Origin of the sequence: Caballeronia arationis (assembly GCF_001544975.2) — a bacterium.
Lineage (GTDB): Bacteria > Pseudomonadota > Gammaproteobacteria > Burkholderiales > Burkholderiaceae > Caballeronia > Caballeronia arationis.
In genome coordinates this window covers 1-15,761 of sequence record NZ_FCOG02000130.1, presented here as the reverse complement: position 1 = coordinate 15,761, position 15,761 = coordinate 1, and the positions used below count along the sequence as shown (strand labels likewise).

Genomic DNA, 15,761 nt, shown 5'->3' with positions numbered 1-15,761 from the left:
AGGAACCTTGCTCGCACCTCCTACAACTGCCTGAGTTCGAAAAGTACAAGGCCACCTGATGAACGCCCCGAGGCGTCAACGAACAAAACCCAATTTTGCAGGTCCGACTACTTCAGTCATCGACTCTCGGAAGAGCATAACCTGATCAAAAAAACGCAGAGATGACAGCGGACTCAGATTGGTATGGCTGGGGTGTGTTATAGGGCCGTAGCGGCGCGTTCCCCCGTCGTGGTTCATCATGATCGGCCCGAAGGCGCAGTCTTTGACCGATTTCTCTCATCACGACCGGTCGTTTCGATCAATACAACGTCTTTCGTTGACGTGTCAAAGCGTGCCTATGTAGAAGATGTCCGCTCTCCAATACAGCCGGAAGCCACGGTGAACCGCTTCGAAAGACTGCGCGCAAACGCCGAAATTTTGACAACCAGGTGTCCAGGCGGCCGCCATGGGATCCAATTGCGCAAAACTCACCGTTCGCCCGTCGTGAAGGTGCTAACCGGCCCAGTCGGAAGGCAGCACACTTCGCCACACCTCATACGGCGAGCGACAGAAAGCACCTTACCCACAGTGATCTCGTCAAATTACAGACACGTGACAGCGAGAACCTGAGAGCACTCGTAGTTCGAGACCGAGATGACAATCCATGGAAATTCAACATCGGCTAACAGCAACAGACGAATTTACCGAGAAATAGCAGAACCTTGTACGAATCCTTTGACGACGGTATTGCTGGCAGGATGCGTAGGCGGTAGCCCGAAGAATGGCTCCTGACAGTCCGTCCATTTACTCAGCGCTGAAGAGGCAAACCCGACTTCATGCCCTAGAAAATGAATGCTGACCGGCCAGCCGCTTTCTCGCGATTGCGCCTCTTCGATTAGTTCCGCCTTCAAACGGAGATACACCATGCTGATTGCTTGCGTAGCCTATCAGGATGGCCGAAAACTTGGTGGCATTACGGTCGAGCAAATCAGCGACTACGCGCAAAAGCCGGAATGCTTCGTGTGGGTTGCGCTCAAGGATCCAGAGGCCTCCGAAATGGAGGCGATGAAGGACGAGTTCGGCCTGCATGAACTTGCTGTCGAGGACGTGCGCGCACATCACCAATGGCCCAAGATCGAGGAATATGGAGAGTCACTGTTCGCGGTGATGCATACCGTTGAACTGCAAAGCGACGGCAGCCTGCTGTTTGGGGAAGTCGACGTATTTGTTGGCGAGAATTATGTCCTTTCGGTGCGAATGCGAACGCTCCGTGATTTCAAGAAGGTACGCGAGCGATGCGAGAACGAGCCGCCGCTTTTGAGGCAAGGATCCGCGTTTGTCCTGTATGCTTTGATGGACGAGATTGTCGACAGCTACTTCACAGTTCTCGAGTCAATCACCGCCGAACTCGAGGAATTGGAAGACCGCATCTTCAAGACGCAAGAGCACAATGATGCACGAGAGATCGTCGAGGAACTTTATCGCCTCAAACGACGCCTTGTCGTGCTACGCCATCATATCGGGCCGCTACTCGAGGGTGTCGGAAAGCTCACGGGAGGACGAGTTCCTAGAATCTGCCAAGGCATGACAGCGTACTTCAAGGACGTTTATTTTCACCTCGAACGGATCGTTAGCGCGATTGAAGGACGTCGCGAGATGGTTATCACAGCCGTGCAGGTCAATCTCGGAATGATTGCACTAGCCGAGACCGAAATCACCAAGCGCCTGGGAACATACCCCGCGCTACTCGCCGTGCCGACGATGATTGCAGGCATCTATGGCATGAACTTCGAGCACATGCCGGAACTGCATTCACAGTACGGGTTCCCAACGGTCATCGCGGCGATCATCGCGATCTTCACTTTGCTATTTCGGTGGTTTCGCAAGGTGAAATGGATTTAAATGCGCGCTTTCGGATGTTGCAGATCACATACCGTCGGGGCGTCATGCGCGGTCTTCGCATTGAGCGCCATGGATCTATCCCACCGGCGCGCCACGGATCCTAGCTCGAGGCATATCTTGTGAAAAAGCTCGAAGTTAATCCAAATACGTTCCCAAATAAACCGTATATACTGTTTCTTTCGAACGAGAGAGACATCCATGAGCACCCCGAAAATTGAACCATCTACCAAGAATGCCTTTAACTTTCCCAAGGCCGCTGTCGGAAAAGACAAGACCGCTACTGCGCCGGCTTCAAAGGCAGCGAAAAAGCCAACCCCAAAGAGGGCTGCAGCGAAGCGCCCTGCAGCAAAGGAAGCAGCAACGGGGAAGCCGGCAGCAGAGAAGCCGGCGGCAAAGAAGCCAAGTAAGAAAGGCATCGCCGAAGCTCCGACCAGCGCGAAGAAGCTGAAGCAAGAGGCGAAAGCTACTGCCAAGCGGATCGCGCAACCGACGTCGAAGACAGCCACCGAGACGACGGGTGGTCTCACTGTCACCGGTAGCAACGCGAAGACGAAGCGAGGAAAAAAAGACAAAGTGGCGCGTGACAGCTTCACGATGCCGAAGTCAGAATATGCGAAGATCGCATCGCTTAAGCAGAAGTGCGCCAGCAACGGCCTGCGTGTGAAGAAAGCTGAGTTGCTGCGCGCCGCCCTCGCGATGCTTGATGCCGCGACGGAAAAGCAAATCGTCGCCGCCGTCAAGGCACTCGAAGCAGTGAAAACCGGCCGCCCCGCAAACGCCTGACGCTGGCGCGTCGGAACATATTGGGAAACGCTAATTAAGGTTCCGCTGCCAGTGCGCTCGCCGCTGGCGGCGAAGTATCCGCATTCGGGAGGGCTACGCACCCTACTCCATTGCGGACACGGGCCGTAGTTGGTCATTACCCCGACGCTGCCGGGAATACGCACGTGTGAAGTTGAGACCGGCATGCTGCAGACAAGCGCAGCATCGATGTTCAGCGTCGCCAGGGGTCAGCCCATACGCCCGTACCATTGTGAATCGCATCAACAATCTATTCAATGCGTGCAAGGCGACAGCCTCTAGTCTAGGTGGTGCGGATGGGCCCCCTTGCATCGAAACTTGGATTTCGCCTCGCGAGTTTGTAGAACCGTCACATCAGAGCTTTGTTCGTCTTCGGCGGGCGCGGCCGTCATCGTTGCCGGATCACAACGCGCACCTGATCCCGCTACCAGCTTTGATAATTCATACCTTCGTGAAACGTCGGCGTTGGTGTTCGAGCATACTCAGATTAAGCGGGGTGCCAAACGTCGCCATATCGATCAACGAGCACGGAGTAGACGATGAACGACTCTTCCTTTCAAACCATTGAGCCCAAGATCCTGTATTTCGGAACGCCTGTAGCGCTTGTCAGTTCGTGTAACGAGGATGAGTCGACCAACATCGCGCCCATCTCATCATTTGGGCACTAGGCTGGACCATGATGCTTGGACTTCTCGACGAGACTAAAACCCCTGAAAATCTTGCTCGCCATCCAGAATGCGTCGTCGATATTCCGTCCCCTGACCTTTCGCGCCAGGTGGAGGAGTTTGCGCCGCTCACGGGAAAAGACCCCGTACCGGACTTGAAAGCGAAGCAGTTTCATTTCGAGAAAGACAAGTTTGAAGCGGCTGACTTCACGTCTATGCCGAGCGAGCTCGTTAAGACAGCACGCGTGGCTGAATGCCCAATGCACCTCGAAGCCCGAGTTCGTCAAATCCATCGCATGGGTGGCGAGAAACTGGAACAGCTTGGAGGAGGCGTTGCAGCGGAGGTAGAGATTATCCAGGTGCATGCCGACAAAGCCTTTGTGAAGGAAGGCAAACACATTGATCCGGAGAAGTGGTCGGCGCTGATCTATCACTTCCGCCACTATTTTAGACTCGCAGGTCAGGAGCTTGGAAAGACGTTCCGCGCTTAGTTAAGCGAAGTGAGCTCCGGCGGTACTGTGCCGGCGACTCTTTGAGAGGTCGCACAACAGCACACGCGCTGTGCCATCAGTTGAGCGCCACTGACCGTCGCGCCCATCGAACTTTGCAGATTGCTCGTAGACTCACGGCGGATTGACGGGGCGCGTGCATATCGACGTTGAGCACACCCCCTTCACACACAGTGACAGAGAACGATACACCCGTGACGCGCAGCCGCGCCTCAACCCACTCCAAACCAGTCCATGGAACTGCTTCACGGGCCGCTGAAGCTCGCCCCGGGCTTAGCTTGCGATGGTTCGAACACGCCGTGATGCGGCACGCATCCTTCGGCACTTCTGCTTTTCCAGCCATTGCAGTGACTCCTGGACAACTTCGGGTGGGACGTTGTTGAATGACGCGTGCCGAATCAGGGCCTCACTTGCGGCGATGTCGTTGAACTGGCCGAGCTTGTTCTGCACGGAGGTCAACTCTTTGATGGTGCGATCCTGCCCGCCCTTGATGATGGGATGAAAAAACTCAAGCAGATACCTCAATTTCTTGCCAGCCTTGCGGACATCGTGAAGATCTTGTTCGTGGGCGGATTCGTTACGAGAGGCGTACCTGCTACGCTTCTTCAGTGCGCGCTGCGCACGACGAACGCGATTCTCGGCGAACGCCCGAATGGGAAGATCGTTGCAACTTAACTCCAAAGTCATCTGCGCGCGATGCAAGACGTCGTTTAAGAACGCCTCAACTTCGTCGCTCTTTATCATCGTCTGGCTTTGCACCACTGTCTGTGCCCGCTTCTCGCGCGCAGCGGCCACGAGCAGTCCCATCGATGCGCGGGACTTCTGCGCGGATTTCAACAGATCGCCAGCGATGTCCCAGTCACGGGTTCCACCGGCTACGGCAGCAAGGCGCTTGAACTCCTCGGTGGCGCGCGCGGTAGCCTCTTCTCCAAGATAAGGAGAATAGGCCCAGTACAAGGCGCGCAGCTTTCTGAATGCGACGCGAAGCTGGTGAAAACCTTCAGCATCGCAATTGGTCGCCAGCTCTCGTGCCCGGCGCACTGCCTCGGCGACCACAGGCGTCGCTAGAGATGAGAAGGTGCTTGCGACCGAACCTGATCCTAAGAGTGGGGAAACGGCCGCGCGCCGGCCATCCTTGAAAAGATTGATTGGCCGCGGTAAGGGCCAGTCAGCATCCATATCCACCATTGAAGCCTCAAGTTAGCAAAATACGTTTTTCCTCGACCTTACCGCGGCGATATTCTGGAACCCAATCCCTGCGACGATTTGATGAAACGCTTTTCAGGTTGTTGCGTGTAAACAGCAATCAGATTGAGCCGTCGCCGAGCGTCTGCGGTTCTGTATTAGGATGCTCGGCTATAACAAGCACTGCCCGATTCGTTGGCGCTTCGAGTGCGCCTCGAAAATATCTAAAAGATAAGTGGGAGCTCAGTTTGAAGAAACGCGCCACCGTCATCTGCCGCAGAGGTAAGCGAATTCTGCTGGTCGCACGGAGTCAGTCGAAGTGGGCATTGCCGGGCGGAATTCTGAAACGCGGAGAACATCTCTCGGACGCCGCACTTCGGGAACTCAAGGAAGAGACGCGACTTTCCGGGAAGTCAGCGAAGTATCTCTTCGCCTTTCGTGGCAAACAGAAGCACCATCACGTATTCTCCTGTGAAATCTCGAGCCGCGCCAAAGCTCGCCCAAGCAACGAGATCTCCAAATGCCGTTGGGTCCACGTTGAGGACATTCCTCGCCTCTTGACCAGTGCCCCGACGACCGACATCGTGAAGCTCACGGGCCAACGTCGTAAAAAGTAGCGGGTCCAGGTTTAGGGAAGCATGCGTCGTCGAGTTTATGGGAGCACAAAGCCTGCATTCGGTGCCGTTCCGGCAATCGATGCTGGTGCCTAAACGCGGGACGGAGTCAAAAGCCTAGATGTTTGAAAGCACTTTGCGCCGACCGCGATCCTGGATACAGACTTCCGCTACTGCCGCAGCGATGCGTTGACGATTGAGTTGAAACGCAAGATAGAGTTTCGATGTCGAAAGATCCTTTGCGCCAAGGCCCTGCATGGCTAGGCCAGCGGGCAAAATGTAAGAGCAAAAGCCCCAACCGGGTCCAAACGCTGAGAAATGGATTTCGCCATCCACTACAGCAGGCTGCGAAAGTTGCAGATCCGGTTTGATTTCCACAGGGGAATGCTTCATCGTCGAACTCCAGAAGGAAAATTTTTTGTGCTGCCGTTGCGTTGATGCGGCGAGCATGCACAGGCGTCGCGCGGACACTCGCAATCGGTGGTGATAGGCGGCGCGCGAGGGCATCTTCGAAGCGCGTATCAACGCTCGCGTCGGCGTACCCAAGGGGGCGGGGCGGAATGGGTTCAACGAGTGGACAAAGCAGACAAATTCCGCTGCGTCGGACCGTTGAAGTTTACGGCCGCGATTTTTACCCGAGCAAGACCTGTCGCGGTCGGTTGATTCGAGGTCAGCGCTGAATCGCAGCCGTAGTTTAGCGAGCAGCGAAAACAAGGTGGTAACGTCGTCGGCCAGTCTGAATTCTGAAATAGCGGCAGTAGTGAGTACCGAAGACTGTGTGCGGCCGGAAGCCTCGCGCGCGGTTTCCTCTTTTTGGGTCCTTGCGACGATGCGCGTCCTCGGCGCCTGTCCGGCACAAAACGTCGAGATATTGACGCAGCGAGCGCTCGCACCAGTTCCATCAATTCAATCTCGTATCTCAAACGCCCATAGTCTTACTTCATACCTTTCTGCAACATATTCTTCATAGAGGTCCGGACGCCGATCGCCTAAGCTTGCTTCGTTCAAACCAGACGGTATTGCGAAATGCAAACGAGCACTTTACCGGGTCCGAAAGCCGTCAATCCGCAAACCCGGAAGATTGGTCTCGCAGTTTTCCTGGTTGTGATCGCAGGCGGAGTTGGATACGTCGCGACGCACTTGCTGTCCGACCTGAAGTCCGTTCAATTAGGGTCAACACTCCCCTATGTGCTGCTCGCGATCGCGTTGCTCATCGCGCTGGGTTTCGAGTTCGTGAATGGATTCCACGACACGGCCAATGCCGTGGCGACTGTCATATACACGCACTCACTTACACCGAATTTTGCTGTCGTCTGGTCGGGTGCATGGAATTTTATCGGTGTGCTTCTGTCGAGCGGCGCAGTTGCGTTCGGCATCCTGCAACTGCTTCCAGTCGAACTAATCCTGCAAGTGGGGAGCAAAGCTGGATTTGCAATGGTGTTCGCTCTTTTGATTGCCGCGATCATCTGGAACCTGGCGACATGGTATTTCGGCCTTCCATCCTCGAGTTCCCATACGCTGATCGGCTCAATCATCGGTGTGGGTTTGATGAATCAGTTGATGCGCGGGCCGTCTGGAACGAGCGGCGTCGACTGGTCGCAAGCGATGGGCGTCGGCAAATCGCTGCTTCTGTCGCCGCTGGTTGGATTTATCGCCGCTGCGCTCTTGCTGCTTCTGCTCAAGGCACTCGTCCGGGTCCCGGCACTCTACGCGGCACCTGAGAACAACCGTCCACCTCCCTTCTGGATTCGCGCGCTGCTCATTCTGACCTGCACTGGCGTCTCGTTTGCTCACGGATCAAACGATGGGCAAAAGGGCATGGGTCTCATCATGCTCATCCTAATCGGCACGGTGCCAACGGCTTACGCGCTGAATAAGGCCGTCAACTCGACGCAGACCCAGACCTTCGTTGCAGTGGCGCATGATGCGTCGGCCAGCCTCGCGAAGTATGCTAACGGCGCCGCGCCCTCTGCCGATCCACGCGCCGATACCGAAGCCTATGTGCGCACGCGCCAGCTTGCGGCGGCCACGTTGCCTGCCGTCCGACAATTGACGGATCGCATCGCTCAGGAGGTTGGAAGCTACGGGTCGTTCGCGACGGTCCCGCCTGATAGCGTCGACAATGTGCGCAACGACATGTATCTGGTCTCCGAAGCCATCCGCTTGATGGAGAAAGCAAAGCAGCCTGTATTCTCCGCTGACGATCGCGCCATTATCGATAACTATAAAAGGCAACTGGATAACGCGACCAAGTTCATTCCTACATGGGTGAAGGTGGCTGTTGCGATTGCGCTCGGTCTCGGCACCATGGTGGGATGGAAGCGCATCGTCGTGACCGTTGGAGAACGTATCGGCAAGCAGCATCTGACCTACGGGCAAGGCGCCTCGGCCGAATTGGTGGCGATGGTCACGATCGGTGCGGCCGATATGTACGGCCTGCCGGTTTCTACCACCCACGTTCTGTCTTCTGGGGTGGCGGGCACGATGGCAGCGAACGGCTCCGGGCTCCAATGGAGCACCGTGCGAAGTCTCCTACTGGCGTGGGTTCTGACCTTGCCCGCATCGATCGCACTCGCGGCCGGCCTCTATTGGATTTTCAGGTCCGTCTTCTAGTTGAGGGCGCTTCGCGGGCTGTGGACCAAATGCCGCCGAAGACTTTCGGCAGGCCGCGCGTGCCGACCACGTGCTCTGCGCTATTCGTGGCACCGACAGTGTTTGGTGACATCTATGGGGTGAAGTTCGAGCCGACACCTGAAATGCATTCGAAGCGATTACCGCGATTGTCATCGCGGTAATCGTTTAATCGTTTGAACTCACACGCTCCTGTTCCGGCAGTACCGCAAGGCAAGCCGGATGTGAGCCCACCGTTCAGAGTTGACGGTCAAGGACGATTCTCAAAGGGCTAATGTCCCAGATCTATTGGGCGTATTCGGCGATAGTCCGGTCGAACGAGAACTTACCCGCGTACGCCGTGTTCAGGATCGACCTGCGCGTCCAGCGTCGCGAGTCCCGCCACGCTACGTTTACGTCTTTCTGACGCGTCACGTAAGCGGTGTAATCGGCGAGAACGAGACAAGGGTCGGCGTACAGGAGATTGTCGACCATCGGCCGGAACATCCCAGCGTCGGCACGCGAGAACTGTCAACTCGTGATCAGATCCAGCACCCCTCGCAACTCTTCGTTCGCGTTCGCGTGGTCGCTCGGCCGGTCCCCTTCCCGTCTCACGAGTTGCACGTTTTTTTGGCTCTGTTAGGTTAGGTGAGCGGTTACCGAAAAAATGCCCGCCGAAGCGGGCTAACAAGAGGAGGTGATCTAGCGCATCCCGGACGAGAGACGCCTTTGTAGATTAACGCCCAAACGATGACGTTATAAAGAATCCGATCAAGCTCAGCTTTGCGCCGTATCCTAAAAATCGTGGCGCACGGTCTAGGCAAGGCAAACGGGTCGCTCGAACACCGTGAATGCAGTTCTGTCGCGACATGAGCAAAATTCTTGCGCCCAACTTAACGGAAGCACGGAGCACTGCTTGACGGATACGCAGCGCCAAAGTAACAGCGGCGTAGCAAAATATCGTCATCCGATCCTCCGCGTCATCGAGACCGGTGCGTCGACCTACATTTCTGAGGGATCGCTCGCCTGTCCGGTTACGAAAGCCAGTCCGGCGATCCGGAAATTCGCACTTCCTCCGAATCCCCAGTGTCGCTAGCGCGTTCAAATCTGTACGGCCGGCCCGCTGTGGCCAGCACCTCACACCACCGATCGACGTCAGGGCGGCGTATCGTGGTGAGAACGGCGTATCGAATGCTGTTATGCCCAATCTCGGACGAAAGCAGAACGGTGTCATCGGTGCCAAGCTTTAAAAGCGACGCGTCGTCGCCGCCCAACTGCACGTGGAAGCGTTCAGGCATTTCTCTCTCCGGAGGTGGTGGGTTTAATGTCCCCCCTATCATCGCGCGTGAATCGCGGCGAGATCGTGCGGCGAACGGATGAACGAAAACGACGTCGCTCGATTGGAACCCGGGGTGGGTCCTATTCGCGGGCCCATTCGCGCCCGACAACGCCGCGGGCACCGCGAGCCGCTCAAGGGCGTCAGGCGCGGCTCGGAGGGAGTACCGCCGATCACGACGGTCGCCGCGGCCTGGCTTGACGGCATCGGGTGTCGACTATCGACGTCCGCCATATCCACGTCCAGGCGCACGCCGAGGGTGGCTTCATACTGACGCAGCCGGGCGACCGGCGCTTTCGCCCGCAGCGCGCCAAGGGTCGCGGTGCCCTCCCTCGTCAGCCGCTGCGCGATCAACGGCCGAAACCACAGGTGCACAGGGTGAGCGCCTGACGGCACGGCCGCCGCCAACGTCGAGGCCTGTTCGACCATGCGCAAAGGTAACCGCGGTTGAGTTTCGCGCTGCCGTGCTGCTCGTTCGACGCCCTTCAGGTGATCGGCGACCGCGGCCAACCCTCGGCGCAGCGCCAGCGTCAGCAGGTCGTCGCATGGTGCGCAGATAGCGCTCTATCGTATCGGGCGTCGCTGCGTGCGGGGAGAATTCTGGTTCGTAATACAGGCGCACGATGGTCGCTGCAGGAATCTGTTGGACGAACGCGCGCAACGCGGTGAAATCCATGCGCGTGCAGGCGCGCGGCGGCGGCAAGGTTAATCGTTGCGGTTGATTGGCCATGATTCGATCACGCTGAGTTTCTCAGGGGCTGACGGTGAGCTCATTCAGGTGTCGAATCAACCCAGATTCGTCCGCTCCTGGGGAACGTCACGGCATGACATTCCGCCCGGCACCGGCGAACGCCTGACGCCCTCTCAATCATCCCTTCCTAAGCCGCCATCACCGCCGCACTTCAGGAGCGAATACGTCCCGGTCGGCATCTCGCCGATCAGCGACGATGCACTCGACGGCAGACGTTCAAAACAAAGGGCGCGCCACGCATAACCGCGCGAGCTGGCCCTGCGCTCAAGCAATGCCGATGAAAACGGCCAGCGCTCGGGTGACCGCTACCATCGTCTCGTCTTCCAGCCGGCCAAACGCTGCGCCGATCTTCTCGCGCGCGACCGTTTGTGCCTTGTCGACCATTATTTGTGAAGGCTTCGACAACTGGTTAATAGCGCTCGGTTCGAGCGCGATGCGAAACAGCGGCGTCGCGCGCAGTTCACTGGTCACCGGCAGAATCGTCACCGATGGGTGGGCGTCGAATAGATCGGATTGGATGATCAGTGCCGGCCGCGGTTTGCCGTAGTCGCCTTGCAGCGCAATCGTGACGAGATCGCCCCGCCTCATTCCCAACCCTCGCGATCGGCGGCTGCCTCCCAAAAGTCAAGTGTATCCACTTCGTGCGGATCATCGCGCAGTTGCTGAGACTGGCGTCGACACTCGTCGGCAAAGCCGGCCCGGCGGGTATCCGGCACCCAGATTTGCAGCGGGCGCAAGCCGGCTGCGCGCAGCGCGCCGCGGTGCGCCCGCACACGTTCGATCAAACTCGCGGCCATCCTGATCTCCGATAGTTACATGTAACATCATACCCCTTCTTGCGCTGCATGTAACGCTGCCCGTGCCAAGCGCGCGTTCATCCGTCGCGCCGAGCTATTTTCGCCGCCGCCTGCCTAATTTCACTCGCAGCGAGCAAGAACCGCTCGCGCTGTGTTCTCGCGCCCTGGCCAAGGTGAATGCTGCGGCCGCTGCGTCTGGAACAGATTCTATGTCCCCTTTGCCGTGCTGAAATTTGACATTAATGCTATAATGTTGACTTATCTGTATCGTACCGACCTCAAAACCGCGTGACACTCAATGCCCGCTCTTCCGCCACCGACATCCGTTGCACTCCAACCCGCGCCCCTCGAATCCCTCGTGATTCCGTCGACGCTCGACGGTAGTGTCGGGGCGAATCGCGCGACGGACGGTCGTGCGCAGATCGCGGCCAACCATGATCTCGATGCGATTCGCGCGTGGCTCTCGCGCTTTCACGACACCAAGACCACCTTCGAGAGTTATCGCAAAGAGGCCGAGCGCTTGCTGCTCTGGTCGCTTGTGATGCTCGACAAGCCGCTCTCGTCACTCACCCACGAAGATTGTCTGCGTTACCAGCAATTCCTGGCCGATCCGCAACCCACCGCGACTTGGGTCGCCGGCGGTGGTCGCAAGCACCCTCGCCACGATGCACGGTGGCGGCCTTTCTATGGGCCGTTGTCGCCCGCGAGTCAGCGTCAGGCGATCGTCATTCTCAATGCGTTGTTTGCGTGGCTGGTGCAGGCGGGGTATTTGGCCGGCAACCCGCTTTCGCTCTCTCGGCAGCGCACGAAACAAGCCGCTCCTCGCATCACCCGCTATCTCGAGCCGGCCCTCTGGCAGGAAGTCAAGGACACCATCGCTACGCTGCCGCGCGACACCGATCGCGCGCGTGCGCATGCCTACCGGGTGCGGTGGCTGTTCACGCTGCTGTATCTGGGCGGGTTGCGTATTGCTGAAGTTGGCGCGAACACCATGGGCCAGTTTTTCGTGCGACGCGACGCCGATGGCGCCCTTCGCTGGTGGCTGACCGTTCACGGCAAAGGCGGGAAGGAGCGACTGGTGCCCGCGACTCGGGAGATGATGATGGAGCTTTCGCGCTACCGCCAGCAACTGGGCCTGAGCGCACTGCCCTCGCCCAACGAAGAGACGCCGCTGGTTTTGCCGATTGGCGCAACCGCAGCCAATGACCGGGCGCAGGCATGCGGGCCGCTGACGCGCGCCGGACTGCACGCGATCGTCAAGGATGTTTTTGCGAAGGCGGCTGCGCGACTGCGCGAGCGAGATGGCGCTTCGGCGCGTGCAGACTTATTGGAGAAAGCATCGGCCCACTGGCTGCGCCACAGCGCCGGCTCTCACATGGCAGATCAAAAGGTTGATCTTCGGCTCGTTCGTGACAATCTGGGTCATGCTTCGCTGACCACGACCAGCCTGTACCTGCATATCGACGACGACCGGCGGCATCGGGAAACGGAAGACAAGCACCGTATCGACTGGTAGCAACGCATCGGTCTCGCGTTCTATTCCTCGGGCCAGTGTTCGAGCACTTGCCTCACTTAATTTGCATAGTTTATTTATGGCAGCGGCAGCACCTCGCATCCTCGCAAATCGCCGCGGTGTCGCGTTCGACCTCGTACGAGCGAACGGCACAGTCGAGTGCGTGGTCACCCTCGAGGCACTCGAAGCATATTTCTGGCTTGAACCGGGCGCAAGCGACGCTCGTATTCTCAAATGCTTCGGCGATGGCTACCAGCGAATCGCCGCGCTCGCCGCACGCAAGGCGCTCGCCCATCCATCAGCGAACGTCGAGTTGACGCCGTCGGATTTTGCGCGACGTACGTGAGATCTCTCGGGTACGGCGTGGGTTTGGATAGGGCTCACGCCGAACGATTTGCCGGTCAGCTCAACGGCTGCAACGATGCCCGATCATGCGCCTAGGTCCAGTAGGCGCCGTCAAGGTTTGCTTCTCGGCTGGGTGCAGGACTGCGCGAACCGTTGTCGCCCGCGCCGAATCCGCGTGTTTAACTTTGCTGTACCGCTCGTCGCCGCGATTAGCTATACACGGGACGATTCAATGTACAAGAGTAAGAGCTCGCGGACGGTTAGTTGCCTTCTCTCGCGGAAGCGAGCGCGCAAACCCACCGGCCCCGAACCGCCCGTGATTCCGTAGTAACCGCACGGCAGTTCGCGAAGTTTAGCGACCGTCGCTGCGTAGAACGCATTAAAGATGTCAACATTGCGACTATAAATTCGTCAACTCGGGACTTCGGAGCGCCCGATAGCGGGGCGAGCCTTACTCAGCATGGGTTTGCCTGACGCGAAATAAAGTCGTCACTTCGCCCTTGAGATGCGGACTTCGACGCACGGCCGCCGACGGTGTTCAAGGAATATTGCGGCCGACGTATGCCAAGCGCATCGGGCTGCACGCGGCCAGGAGTCGTCGTTCACCTGCATCGTCGGTCGGACGTTCGAGCGCCGGCTCCGCCCCCGTAACCGGCCATTCACTCGTCGAAGCCGAGAGACTCGTTCATTGGCCTTGGCACCGATTTGGCCCATCAACATTTGTGCGGTCGGTATGGGCCGTGAGCAACTCCGCCCGTGAGGAAACGGTAGTGATCGCAACCCTCTCCGGCCGTTTCGGCGCGCGCGTAAAGACGGCGCGCGCCGACTCCGTGCCGGACGCACTCGACACGCTGGATGCTGCAGGTGATGCGGTTAGACCGACGCGTTCAGGTGCGGGGCCGCGATGCGCAGCGTGCTGACAATGGCCGCGGCCGCCGCGGACGCGGCGGCGACATAGAGCGCGATCGTCGGCCCGTGCTCAGGTGCGACGCCAAAGATCAGCGCGACGAGCGCCGTGCCGAGCGTCTGCCCGGTCAGCCGCGCGGTGCTGAGCATGCCGCCCGCGCTCCCGCTGCGCTTGCGCGGCGCCGACAACAGTATTGCGCGGTTGTTCGGCGCCATGAACAGGCCAAAGCCGGCACCGCACAGCGCCATGCGCCAGACGATGTCAACCGTGCCCGGGTGCGCGCCGATCGTCGCAAGCGACAGCAGTCCGCCCGCGAACAATGCGAGCCCGATGCCGCCAAGTGCGCCGGCCGAGTAGCGGTCGGACAGTGCGCCGGCCAGCGGCGCGGCGACCACGATCACGAGAGGCCAAGGCGTCATGTAGAGGCCCGTCTGCACCTGCGAGAAGCCGAGTACATTTTGGAGCCAAAACGGCAGTGCGACGAACGCGAGCATCTGCGACGTGAACGACGCGATCGACGTGCAAATCGACAGCGTGAAGAGGGGGATGCGCATCAGGTCGACGGGCAGGAGCGGCGCCGGTTGCGATAGCTGGCGTTTCACGAAGAAATAGCCAACGACGGACGCTATCGTCAATTCCGCAACGATGAACGCGCCGCGCTCACCGTAGCCGAGCCCGTCCGCGGCCATGATCAGCAACCCGAACACACATGCATTCATCAGCGCGCTCAAGACATCGTACGGCGCGTCGTGCAGCGGATTGGCGGGCAGCGCGCGCAGGCCGCCGAGCACCGCGGCGACGCCGATCGGTACGTTGATCGCGAAAAGCCACGGCCATGATGCGACCGACAGCACTGCGGACGCGACCGTTGGCCCGATCGCAAACGACAGTGCGACCACCATCGCATTGACCGACACGCCCCGGCCAAGCATCGATGACGGATAGATTGTCCGAACGAGCGCCGCGGTGACACTCATAATGCCCGATGCCCCGAACCCCTGGATCACGCGCATCGCTGCGAGCGTCGGCAGCGAGCTGGCGAGTGCGCAGCCGAGCGACGCGACGGTGAACAGCGCGAGGCCGGCAATGTAGATGCGTCGGTAGCCGACGCGATCGCCAAGCGACGCGAGCGGCAGCAGCGTGATCGTGATGGCGATCTGATATGCGTTGACGATCCAGATCGACGCGGCGTCGGATGCATGCAGGTCGCGCGCGATGGTCGGCAACGCGACGTTGGCGATCGCGCCGTCGAGCACGGCGAGTATGGTGCCCAGTGAGACGAAGACGATCGCCCAGAAGCGCTGCGGAAGCGGCAGGCCGGTATCGGCATTCATGAGGGGGACCGTGCCAATCTGGGGCTGTAACGTGGCCATGGGCTTCCTTCTGGTGATGGTGCGGCAGGTTGAGTCGCGCGCTTACGTTTTGCCCGTCGGGCTCATCGACACGACCGGATCGGTTCCAGACAACGCTCAGTTCGTCGCCCTGGCCATCAGATGATCGCCAAACTGGTCCCGCAGACGGTTTTTCTGGACCTTGCCCGTAGCGCCCAATGGGATTGCGTCGACGAAGATCACATCATCGGGCGTCCACCATTTCGCGATCTTGCCTTCATAAAAAGCGAGTAGTTCTTCTCGCGTCAAATCCGCTTGCCGTTTCGTGACGACGATGAGCAATGGACGCTCGTCCCACTTCGAGTGTTTCGCGGCAATGCACGCTGCCTGAGAAACCGACGGGTGCGCCATCGCGATATTCTCCAGGTCGATGGAGCCGATCCATTCGCCACCCGACTTGATTACGTCTTTGCTGCGATCAGTGATTTGCATAAAGCCATCGGAATCGATGGTCGC

Annotated in this window: 15 protein-coding genes and 1 pseudogene; 7 read left to right on the top strand and 9 right to left on the bottom strand. The window is 58.8% G+C overall.

Going from position 1 to position 15,761, the window contains the following annotated elements; all coding sequences use genetic code 11:
* Window positions 1-903 precede the first annotated feature (903 nt).
* From corA to AWB81_RS34790, 3 genes are all read left to right on the top strand, one after another.
* A complete protein-coding gene (gene corA / locus AWB81_RS34800) occupies window positions 904-1,881 on the top strand; it encodes a magnesium/cobalt transporter CorA (protein ID WP_062642120.1) in 978 nt (325 codons plus the stop codon).
* Between the two features lie 198 nt (window positions 1,882-2,079).
* Window positions 2,080-2,664, top strand: coding sequence for a hypothetical protein (locus AWB81_RS34795; protein ID WP_062642118.1), 585 nt, complete (start codon window positions 2,080-2,082; stop codon window positions 2,662-2,664).
* A 694-nt stretch (window positions 2,665-3,358) separates the two neighbouring features.
* Window positions 3,359-3,838: a flavin reductase family protein gene (locus tag AWB81_RS34790; RefSeq protein ID WP_200822600.1), complete on the top strand. Its 480-nt coding sequence runs from the start codon at window positions 3,359-3,361 to the stop codon at window positions 3,836-3,838.
* A 291-nt stretch (window positions 3,839-4,129) separates the two neighbouring features.
* Here AWB81_RS34790 and AWB81_RS34785 read toward each other — a convergent pair whose 3' ends face one another.
* On the bottom strand, window positions 4,130-5,041 hold the full coding sequence (locus AWB81_RS34785) for a CHAD domain-containing protein (RefSeq protein ID WP_062642122.1): 912 nt from the start codon (window positions 5,039-5,041) through the stop codon (window positions 4,130-4,132).
* A 248-nt stretch (window positions 5,042-5,289) separates the two neighbouring features.
* Here AWB81_RS34785 and AWB81_RS34780 point away from each other — a divergent pair, with 248 nt between their 5' ends.
* Window positions 5,290-5,658, top strand: coding sequence for an NUDIX hydrolase (locus tag AWB81_RS34780; protein WP_062642116.1), 369 nt, complete (start codon window positions 5,290-5,292; stop codon window positions 5,656-5,658).
* A gap of 114 nt (window positions 5,659-5,772) precedes the next feature.
* Here the strand turns inward: AWB81_RS34780 and AWB81_RS34775 are convergent, their stop codons facing one another.
* Complete coding sequence (locus AWB81_RS34775; RefSeq protein ID WP_087135398.1) at window positions 5,773-6,048, bottom strand: hypothetical protein; 276 nt, start codon at window positions 6,046-6,048, stop codon at window positions 5,773-5,775.
* A gap of 633 nt (window positions 6,049-6,681) precedes the next feature.
* Here AWB81_RS34775 and AWB81_RS34770 point away from each other — a divergent pair.
* Window positions 6,682-8,268: an inorganic phosphate transporter gene (locus AWB81_RS34770; RefSeq protein WP_062642115.1), complete on the top strand. Its 1,587-nt coding sequence runs from the start codon at window positions 6,682-6,684 to the stop codon at window positions 8,266-8,268.
* Between the two features lie 303 nt (window positions 8,269-8,571).
* On the opposite strand, the pseudogene AWB81_RS34765 reads toward AWB81_RS34770, so the two are convergent.
* From AWB81_RS34765 to AWB81_RS34745, 5 genes and pseudogenes are all read right to left on the bottom strand, one after another.
* Window positions 8,572-8,781, bottom strand: a pseudogene (locus tag AWB81_RS34765) (glycogen/starch/alpha-glucan phosphorylase); the annotation flags it as partial.
* Between the two features lie 518 nt (window positions 8,782-9,299).
* Window positions 9,300-9,563: a hypothetical protein gene (locus tag AWB81_RS34760; protein WP_062642111.1), complete on the bottom strand. Its 264-nt coding sequence runs from the start codon at window positions 9,561-9,563 to the stop codon at window positions 9,300-9,302.
* Between the two features lie 38 nt (window positions 9,564-9,601).
* Window positions 9,602-10,111: a phage integrase family protein gene (locus AWB81_RS34755; RefSeq protein ID WP_144444255.1), complete on the bottom strand. Its 510-nt coding sequence runs from the start codon at window positions 10,109-10,111 to the stop codon at window positions 9,602-9,604.
* A 505-nt stretch (window positions 10,112-10,616) separates the two neighbouring features.
* A complete protein-coding gene (locus AWB81_RS34750) occupies window positions 10,617-10,940 on the bottom strand; it encodes a type II toxin-antitoxin system PemK/MazF family toxin (RefSeq protein WP_062642108.1) in 324 nt (107 codons plus the stop codon).
* Window positions 10,937-11,149 (bottom strand): antitoxin MazE family protein, encoded by a 213-nt coding sequence (locus AWB81_RS34745; protein ID WP_062642107.1) that lies wholly within the window; start codon window positions 11,147-11,149, stop codon window positions 10,937-10,939. The genes AWB81_RS34750 and AWB81_RS34745 overlap by 4 nt, the downstream gene beginning before the upstream one ends.
* Window positions 11,150-11,447: 298 nt before the next feature.
* Between AWB81_RS34745 and AWB81_RS34740 the strand changes: the two genes are divergently transcribed.
* Both AWB81_RS34740 and AWB81_RS34735 read left to right on the top strand, forming a co-directional pair.
* Complete coding sequence (locus tag AWB81_RS34740) at window positions 11,448-12,665, top strand: tyrosine-type recombinase/integrase (RefSeq protein WP_062642104.1); 1,218 nt, start codon at window positions 11,448-11,450, stop codon at window positions 12,663-12,665.
* Window positions 12,666-12,741: 76 nt separating this feature from the next.
* Window positions 12,742-13,008: a DUF1488 family protein gene (locus tag AWB81_RS34735; protein WP_062642101.1), complete on the top strand. Its 267-nt coding sequence runs from the start codon at window positions 12,742-12,744 to the stop codon at window positions 13,006-13,008.
* A gap of 872 nt (window positions 13,009-13,880) precedes the next feature.
* Here the strand turns inward: AWB81_RS34735 and AWB81_RS34730 are convergent.
* Both AWB81_RS34730 and AWB81_RS34725 read right to left on the bottom strand, forming a co-directional pair.
* Entirely contained in the window at window positions 13,881-15,248 is a 1,368-nt protein-coding gene (locus AWB81_RS34730; protein ID WP_062642099.1) for an MFS transporter, read from the bottom strand.
* Window positions 15,249-15,383: 135 nt separating this feature from the next.
* The coding region (locus tag AWB81_RS34725) for an AMP-binding enzyme (protein ID WP_445344346.1) at window positions 15,384-15,761 on the bottom strand (378 nt) is incomplete at its 5' end.